General features: G+C 44.2%; 6 protein-coding genes and 3 tRNA genes. All 9 read left to right on the top strand.

Translation table 11 applies throughout. The features are described from left to right. Positions 1 to 112 precede the first annotated feature (112 nt). The 9 genes from ACVBIL_RS15180 (at position 113) to ACVBIL_RS15140 (ending at position 8663) form a co-directional block, all read left to right on the top strand. Positions 113 to 189: transfer RNA gene (locus tag ACVBIL_RS15180), tRNA-Arg, on the top strand. 37 nt (positions 190 to 226) lie between these two features. Beyond that, positions 227 to 303 (top strand) — tRNA-Arg (locus ACVBIL_RS15175). An 8-nt stretch (positions 304 to 311) separates the two neighbouring features. Then, positions 312 to 403 (top strand) — tRNA-Ser (locus ACVBIL_RS15170). 1478 nt (positions 404 to 1881) lie between these two features. Further along, positions 1882 to 2130, top strand: coding sequence for an OadG family protein (locus ACVBIL_RS15165; RefSeq protein ID WP_447167808.1), 249 nt, complete (start codon positions 1882 to 1884; stop codon positions 2128 to 2130). 19 nt (positions 2131 to 2149) lie between these two features. Then, complete coding sequence (oadA, locus tag ACVBIL_RS15160) at positions 2150 to 3964, top strand: sodium-extruding oxaloacetate decarboxylase subunit alpha (RefSeq protein ID WP_447167807.1); 1815 nt, start codon at positions 2150 to 2152, stop codon at positions 3962 to 3964. 8 nt (positions 3965 to 3972) lie between these two features. Next, complete coding sequence (locus ACVBIL_RS15155) at positions 3973 to 5103, top strand: sodium ion-translocating decarboxylase subunit beta (RefSeq protein ID WP_447167806.1); 1131 nt, start codon at positions 3973 to 3975, stop codon at positions 5101 to 5103. A 146-nt stretch (positions 5104 to 5249) separates the two neighbouring features. Beyond that, positions 5250 to 6191 carry a LysR substrate-binding domain-containing protein gene (locus ACVBIL_RS15150; protein ID WP_447167805.1) on the top strand — a complete coding sequence of 314 codons (942 nt, stop codon included), beginning with the start codon at positions 5250 to 5252 and terminating at the stop codon, positions 6189 to 6191. A gap of 233 nt (positions 6192 to 6424) precedes the next feature. Then, the gene (aguA, locus tag ACVBIL_RS15145; protein WP_447167804.1) at positions 6425 to 7531 is read left to right on the top strand and encodes an agmatine deiminase; all 1107 of its coding nucleotides are present in this window, start codon (positions 6425 to 6427) and stop codon (positions 7529 to 7531) included. A 46-nt stretch (positions 7532 to 7577) separates the two neighbouring features. Further along, a complete protein-coding gene (locus ACVBIL_RS15140; protein WP_447167803.1) occupies positions 7578 to 8663 on the top strand; it encodes a polyamine ABC transporter substrate-binding protein in 1086 nt (361 codons plus the stop codon). The last annotated feature ends 1 nt before the right edge of the window (position 8664 follow it).

Genomic DNA, 8664 nt, shown 5'->3' with positions numbered 1-8664 from the left:
CGGATGTAGCTCAGCTGGATAGAGTACCTGGCTACGAACCAGGCGGTCGGAGGTTCGACTCCTCCCATCCGCACCATATAAAACATAATTAGATTTAAGTAGTACCGATTTTGCGGATGTAGCTCAGCTGGATAGAGTACCTGGCTACGAACCAGGCGGTCGGAGGTTCGACTCCTCCCATCCGCACCATATTAAACATAGTTAAATAGTAAGTTTTACCGATTTTGCGCGTGTAGCTCAGCTGGATAGAGTACCTGGCTACGAACCAGGCGGTCGGAGGTTCGACTCCTCCCACGCGCACCATGTTTTGCGGAGAGGTGGCCGAGTGGCCGAAGGCGCTCCCCTGCTAAGGGAGTATGGGCTTTAACTCCCATCGAGGGTTCGAATCCCTCCTTCTCCGCCATTTATTAGATACAAAAAACCGCACTAAGTGCGGTTTTTTTGTGTCTGTTATTTACGCTTGTGTTAACCCATTATTGTTATTGGCTGATTAGATTGTTTTTCTGTCTATTATTGATTTTACCTTCCTCGTTTTAGCTCCTAATATTTAACCCTCCTGTTTGAGTCATATTTCCCATGCATCTGAATATCCAACATTAGTCTTAATTGATTAGCTGTAAGCATCCAGTGATCTACATCTAGCCCAGTTTATTCAGGTCTAATCGTTCCGAACACCTTGAGTGGGCATAATACGAATGTCAATCAAGGTATATATGAATGCAAAATGACAATATCGAACCCACAGCAAAGAATCCAAAGAAGAAGCCAACGGCTTAATCACTGAGCAGGGCTACGTCTATTCCCCATGTTAGCTAAGAGTCTGTTGATGGTATGAGTATGCCTCTGCAGAGCCTGAGCTTATTGATCAAAGCAATTGTGGGGGAAGCAAAGGCACGGTTATCCAGAAGTTTAGTTACCAAGTATTAATGCTCGGCAGATTTATGTTGGGGTCAAATTATCACTGGGTGTGACTTGATCACGGGGTGCAGCAAATTAGGCTTTTGACTCACGCCGTCAATGTCGCTGGTTGGACTGACATAAATACACTACAAGTTGCGATAGCAATACTGATTTAAACACTCTTGTTTATCGTAACCGTCTATTACAAATGGCAACAATCAACGCTTAAAGGACAGGCCTAGCAAGCGCTCGCAGCGAAAGACTGGTATCGATTCATCAGTGTTCTTTATCGACAACGAGATAAGGTTAATGCCCCTGCAATATTGGAAGTTGATGATAGTGAAGCGCAGTTAATGCAGAGTGATGAAAAAACGAATCAAACACTATCAAGATTACTTTATTGTTTGTTTAGTCGGCCTGCGAAGGTTTGTAGCAATGAGTCGCTAGGGGCTGCTGAGACAGCTGTAGCAAACAATATGACTCGCTCCTTAAACTCTGCCGCCTCAGCCCCATCTCAAGCATCATTAACAAAATGGATAAAATAGCGGTGAATTCTCACCTTTTATATATGCCTATTGAGTGACTCTTTCCGAGAAACGTAATTGCATAAAATCTCACCGTAGAGTGAAATCTAATCCTCTGTTCTATTTTCTGAATTCATTTTCCAGAAATTACACCGTTAAATTATAAAGAAATTGTCATAAAAGCTTGTATATTGTTGGATATTGAATTTTTAGTCACTTTCAATGAGGAATTGTTAGTTAGCTTGTGTTGTTGATGTTTTTCGTGGTATGACCAATTTACAGCTTGGTCGCTATTTTGTTATAAATAGGTTGTTGTTTTTGCTCGGCGCTCGCAATTTCACTGTAAAGCAGTATCTAAAATGAATGGAATGAAATGCATAGTTTGTGAGTGTTAGGTGAATAATTATTGGGTGGTTGTTGTTTTTGTTCGCAAAGAAGATGCCAATGAGAGGGTGAGATGGATTCAATATCTGGGCAGTTATATGACGCACTGGGGATCATGGTACTAGGCATGACGCTAGTATTTGTTTTTTTGAGTATTCTCATTTTAGCAATCAATTTAGTAGCTCGAAAATTTGGACCTTTACCGCAACAGGATGTGAGTCAAGTTCCTTCGACTCAACCGCAGTCGGGGCAAGCGAGTGTGAGTCCTTTAATAGCTGCAGTTATCACTGCTGCAATTCATCAGCATCGTAAGAAAGTATAATAAAAGCAGGGAGTTTTGTATGAGCAAGCCATTGGCTTTAACTGACGTGGTCCTAAGAGACGCGCACCAATCTATTCTCGCTACTCGTTTGCGTACCGAAGATATGTTACCTATTGCACCTTTACTCGATCAAGTTGGCCTTTGGTCAATTGAGTCTTGGGGAGGCGCAACGTTTGATTCGTGTATTCGCTATTTAGGTGAAGATCCATGGGAACGTATTCGTGAGTTAAAAAAGGTCATGCCCAACACACCACAGCAGATGCTGCTGCGTGGACAAAACCTGTTAGGTTACCGTCATTATGCTGATGACTTAGTACATCGTTTTGTAGAGCGGGCACATACAAACGGAGTCGATATATTCCGTGTATTCGATGCCATGAATGACGTACGTAACCTTGAAACAGCAGTTAAATCAGTTATTGAAGTCGGTGGCCATGCTCAAGGCACACTCTCTTACACGACCAGTCCTGTACACAAGCTTACAACCTGGGTTGATATGGCCAAGCGCATTGAAGATATGGGCTGTCATTCTTTATGTATTAAAGATATGGCGGGTTTGCTTAAGCCTTTTGAAGCTTTTGACTTAATTAGCCAAATTAAATCTAAAACTGATCTTGTGGTGTCACTGCATTGCCATGCCACCACAGGCCTAAGTACTGCTACCTACCAAAAAGCCATTGAGGCGGGTATCGATGTACTCGATACAGCCATTTCATCAATGAGCCAAACCTATGGTCATACAGCTACAGAGACGGTTGTTGCCATGGTTGAAGGTACTGACAGAGCTACAGGTTATGATATGGAGTTGCTAGAAGAAATAGCTGCGTATTTTAGAGTCGTGCGTAAAAAATATGCTGCATTTGAAGGTGAGCTAAAGGGCATCGATTCGAGAATTTTACGAGCCCAAGTCCCTGGCGGCATGTTAACTAATATGGAAAGCCAATTAAAAGAGCAGGGTGCTGCAGATAAGCTTGATCTTGTTTTAGAAGAGATCCCGCGTGTGCGGGAAGATTTAGGTTTCTTGCCCTTAGTTACACCGACTTCGCAAATTGTCGGTACTCAGTCAGTTATCAATGTATTAACTGGCGAGCGTTATAAATCGATGACTAAAGAAACTGAAGGTGTATTAAAAGGCGAGTATGGCGCAACGCCAGCCCCCGTTAATGCCGAGTTGCAACAGCGTGTATTGGCGGGAAAAGAGGCAATTACTTGCCGTCCTGCTGACTTGCTTGAATCAGAGCTTGATAGATTGCGTGTAGAGCTAAAACAAAAAGCGGCTAGCGATGGTATTACTCTTGCCGAGGAGCTTGATGATGATGTACTGACCTACGCATTATTCCCACAAATAGGTCTTAAATTCCTAAGTAATCGTAATAACCCAGATGCGTTTGAACCTAAGCCAGAAGTGGCAGCTAAAGCACTCGAAGAAGATAAAAAGGTAGCGGCGAAAGCCGCTAGTCAGCAAGGGCCAGAAACCTATACGGTGACCGTGCAAGGGCAAAGCTTTGTGGTAGAAGTGGCCGAAGGTGGCGATATTAGTCAAATAACTCCTAGCGAGAACGTAGTGCCTTTTGTTACGCCTGCAGCAACAGCAAGTGTGAATGTTGAAACCGCGGCGGTAAAACATGAGCAAAATGCGCCGTTATCGGGCAATATTTTCAAAGTGCATGTCTCTGCTGGTGACAGCGTTAAAGAAGGGGATGTGGTTATTATCCTCGAAGCGATGAAAATGGAAACCGAAGTCCGCGCCGAAACCGATGGCGTCATCTCAAAGGTTTGGGTTAAAGAAGGTGACGCGGTTGCAGTTGGTAGCCAGTTGTTGGCGTTAGCTTAGGAGTCGTCATGGAAGGATTAATCGCATTCTGGTCAGAGTCCGGCATTGCCAACTTTACTGGTGGCCAATTGCTAATGATGGGGGTTGGCTGCTTACTGTTATATCTGGCAATAGCTAAGAAGTTTGAACCCTTATTGCTGCTGCCTATTGGGTTTGGTGCAATACTGGCGAACATCCCCAACGGTGGTTTTACTGAGGAGGGGGGCTTACTTTATTTTGCTTACCATGTGGGGATTGAAACTGGTGTCTTCCCATTGCTTATCTTTATGGGGGTGGGAGCATTAACTGATTTCAGCGCCCTTATCGCTAACCCTAAAATGTTATTGCTTGGTGCGGCAGCTCAGTTTGGTATCTTTTCGACCTTGTTAGGTGCTATTGCGCTTAACTGGATACCCGGTTTTGAGTTCTCGATGAAAGACGCTGCTGCAATTGCCATTATTGGTGGAGCCGATGGGCCGACGGCTATCTTCTTAGCCTCTAAACTTGCGCCAGAACTGCTAGGAGCAATTGCGGTTGCAGCCTATTCATATATGGCACTTGTTCCGATAATTCAGCCACCAATTATGCGTTTGCTTACAACTGACTCAGAGCGTCAAATTAAGATGGAGCAGCTTCGTGAAGTGAGCAAAAAAGAGAAGATCATCTTCCCTTTAATGGTACTTGGATTAACGATTTTGTTCCTACCCGCAGCAACGCCACTAGTGGGTATGTTCTGTCTTGGTAACTTGATGCGAGAATCGGGTGTTGTTGATAGGTTATCGAACACGGCGCAAAATGAACTTATCAATATTGTGACCATCTTTTTAGGTCTTGCTGTTGGTTCTAAGTTGTCGGCAGAACAGTTTTTGCAGATGGAAACGCTAGGTATTTTAGTGTTAGGTGCCGTTGCGTTTGCGATAGGTACAGCCACGGGGGTGCTGATGGCAAAACTGATGAACAAGCTTTCGGGCGGTAAGGTTAACCCATTGCTTGGCGCCGCAGGTGTCTCTGCTGTGCCGATGGCTGCGCGAGTGGTGAACAAGGTTGGCCTTGAGGCCAATAACCAAAATTTCTTGCTAATGCATGCCATGGGGCCAAACGTGGCCGGAGTGCTAGGCAGTGCAGTCGCCGCAGGTGTGTTGTTAGCCGTACTCGGCTAGTTGATGCCTTTTGGAAAAGTCCCGTATTCAGTACTCTGAAGCGGGATTTTTTTATTTATGGAGTAATGATTAATTGTTGCTGTTAATTTCAGCTGTTCTAGCTTAGTCTAATTTAACACTTTCTTTACTAACTAAATTATGAGCTTATGCGGCGCTTACCACCGTTAAATCCTTTGAGAGCTTTCGAATCTGCAGCTAGGCATGAGCACTTCTCTCGCGCCGCAGATGAGCTTTGCGTCACTCATAGTGCGATTAGTCATCAAGTGAAGACATTGGAGGAGGCATTAGGCATTAAGTTGTTCGAAAAGCAAGGCCGTAATGCTAAGTTGACGCCGTCGGGGGCAAACTTGTTACCCGCAATACAGGAAGCGTTCGATATTATCAGTCAAGCCTGTGAAAAAGCAGTTGAGCCCGGATTAAGTGGTCGCTTAGTTATTTCTGCCCCCCCTGAACTTTCTTCTAAGTGGCTTATTAAACAGATTGGTGATTTTGCTATTCGTTATCCTTCAATCGATGTCAGTCTATTGCTGCACTCTAGCGACGAAACTAGCATTAATCCACAGACAGATCTCTCTATTATCTATGGTGCTGGAGACGCAGACTGGAATCGCTATTGGGTCACTCCGATTAAACGGATGGAGTTTTTTCCTGTGTGTAGTCCCTTGTTACTCGAATCGGATAATAATGTGGGGCTAGCGGCTAAGAAAGAGGGCTTTCTCCCCTTAGACTTGAGTGCGCAGCGCCTATTACACGATGATCAAGACGGTAAGACGTGGGCGACTTGGCTCGGAGCTCATGCGCCGCATATCTTAAATACGCCACAACATTTAAACTTTGCCCATGCAGGTCTGTCTTTAGAAGCCGCAATAGCAGGGTATGGCGTTGCTATTGGAGATAATTTCACTGCCAGTACAGAGTTAGCAAGTGGCAAGCTGGTTAGGCCGTTTGAGCAAAGTGTTCCTTCGTTAGGTAACTATTATTTGGTCGCCGAAAAACGAAAAAGAGGGGATGCTAAACTCATTACTTTCATCGATTGGCTACTGGCTCAAATCAATAATAAATTCAGTGCTGAGACTCTGTCAGATTAATTATTTAATAAGCGTCGCTCTAACTCCTTCTTATTCGTCAAACCAGGTTATTTTCATAAGCGTACTAAGGTTAGTTTTTCTCTATATTTTTACGATAAAAAGCTAATAATCGCGTAATGCGTGAAAAAAACTCACCAATCTAGGTAACTTTTCTCAGTAGACCCTACATTTTTATCTCGTTAGGTTTGGATATATCAAATCAAAACCAATTAAATAAAAACAAGGTTAGGTCTATGTCACGAACATTAAGCTCCACTCCTCGCGAAGACGGTTTTCGAATGCCGGGTGAATTTGAACCTAAAAAAGGCTGCTGGTTAGGTTGGCCCGAGCGCAGTGATGTTTGGCGCAATGGTGCCAAACCAGCTCAGAAAGTGTGGGTTGAGATCTGCACCGCCATCGCATCCAGTGAGCGGGTCACTGTATGTGTATCTCAGGCTCAGTATGAGAATGCGCGTCATATGTTGCCTGAAGCGGTTCGAGTGCTGGAAATGAGTACCAATGATGCTTGGTTTCGAGATTCTGCCTGTGCTTTTCTGGTTAACGATAAAGGTGAGGTTAGAGGCACTGATTGGGCGTTTAACGCTTACGGCGGCTTAAATGGAGGACTTTATTTTCCATGGGATAAAGATGAGAAAATCGCGCAGAAAATTCTTGAAATAGAAAACCTTGATCGTTATCGCTCATCGCTTATTGCCGAGATGGGGGGGATTCAATGTGACGGTCAAGGAACGTTACTGACCACAGAGCAGTGCTTACTTAATGCGAACCGCAATGGTCATCTTGGTAAGGCGGCAGTTGAGCAGCAGCTACGAGATTACATGGGAGTGGAAAAAATCATTTGGTTACCTCGTGGTTGTAAGTTTGATGAGACTGACGGTCATATTGATGATCTTGCTTGTTGGGTTGCTCCGGGAGAGTTATTGCTGCAGTGGACTGATGATAGCAGCGATTCACAGTACGAAATCTATCAAGAAGCGTATGCGATTTTAAGTCGAAGCACAGATGCTCGTGGCCGGAAAATTAACATCCATAAAATCCCGCAGCCTAAGCCATTGGAGTGGACTGAGGAAGAAGCTTATGGGTTGGATGTTTCGCAGGGAACCCATAGTCGCGTGGCAGGCACTAAAATTTGCGCTTCTTATATCAATTATTACATAGGTAACTCAGTCATTATGGTTCCTGCTTATGACGATCCTATGGATGAACCTGCCCAAGCAATATTGCGACAACTATTCCCCCACCATAAGGTTATCGGGATTCAAAATGCCCGTGAAATCTTGCTTGGAGGAGGCAATGTTGCCTGCATTACTCAACCACAGTACGCAGGTATTAACCCATAGAAGATACAACTCGTCATCAGAACTATACCAGAACAGGGAAGATAAGATGAATAACCAATCAAGAATGTTGTTAGTGACATTAGCACTATTCACGGGCTCTGCATCGGCGCAGAGTACCCTTAATATTTATAACTGGTCAGATTATATCAGTGAGGCTGCAATAGCCTCATTTGAAGCCAAAACGGGGATTAAAGTGAACTACGATGTTTATGATTCCCAGGAGCTTGCCGAAACCAAATTATTACTCGGTAAAACAGGCTACGATCTAGTGGTGTCTTCAGGCTCATTCTTAAAACGACAGATTAAGGTCGGGGTATTTCAGCCGTTAGATAAGAGCCGTTTAAAGAACTATGAACACCTAGATCCTAAGGTTCTCAACATAGTTCAGTCTTTTGATGAAGGTAATAAGTATGCCGTTCCCTATATGTGGGGAACTACAGGTATTGGCTATAACATAGATAAGGCGACTCAAATATTAGGCGAACAAGCCTTAAATACTTGGGATCTTCTGTTCCAAGCCGAGACGGTTTCAAAGTTTACTGAATGCGGCGTCGCCATGGTTGATGCGCCAAGCGAAGTTGTCAGCGCTATGTTGAAGTATTTAGGTAAGGACCCCAACTCTCAGAATTTAGACGATCTCAACCTAGTTGAGCAGCGTCTTTTAGCCATACGCCCCTATATCACTTACTTTCACAGTTCCTCCTATGTTACCGACCTTGCAAGTGGCAACATTTGCCTCGCTATGGGCTGGAGTGGTGATGTATTTATGGCTGCAAACAGAGCCCTTGAGGCTAACAACGGGATCAATGTTGACTATGTGATCCCAAAGGAGGGCGCACAAGGTTGGGCCGACACGTTTAACATTACCGTTGATTCTAAAAATGTCGATGCAGCCTATGCCTTTTTGGATCATATCTTAGAGCCTAAGGTTATCGCTGAGATCTCTAATTATGTCTGGTATGCCAATGCTAACGCCGATTCACAGCAATATATTAATAGTGACATTACCTCTCATCCCGGGATATACCCGGATGACAAAACCTTGGATAACCTGTTTGCGGATGAGGGGCGTAGTTTGAAATATGAACGGGCAATGAATCGCATGTGGACTCGTGTTAAGACGGGCCACTAAC

This window comes from Shewanella sp. 125m-7 (assembly GCF_052977045.1).
Note: the sequence above shows the minus strand (reverse complement) of the source record. Positions and strands in the feature narration are given on the sequence as shown.

What these genes read in the sequence shown, in the direction of transcription:
- aguA (WP_447167804.1), top strand. Translation starts at nt 6,425, where the DNA reads ATGTCACGAACATTAAGCTCCACTCCTCGCGAAGACGGTTTTCGAATG.
- ACVBIL_RS15165 (WP_447167808.1), top strand. Translation starts at nt 1,882, where the DNA reads ATGGATTCAATATCTGGGCAGTTATATGACGCACTGGGGATCATGGTA.
- oadA (WP_447167807.1), top strand. Translation starts at nt 2,150, where the DNA reads ATGAGCAAGCCATTGGCTTTAACTGACGTGGTCCTAAGAGACGCGCAC.
- ACVBIL_RS15155 (WP_447167806.1), top strand. Translation starts at nt 3,973, where the DNA reads ATGGAAGGATTAATCGCATTCTGGTCAGAGTCCGGCATTGCCAACTTT.
- ACVBIL_RS15150 (WP_447167805.1), top strand. Translation starts at nt 5,250, where the DNA reads ATGCGGCGCTTACCACCGTTAAATCCTTTGAGAGCTTTCGAATCTGCA.
- ACVBIL_RS15140 (WP_447167803.1), top strand. Translation starts at nt 7,578, where the DNA reads ATGAATAACCAATCAAGAATGTTGTTAGTGACATTAGCACTATTCACG.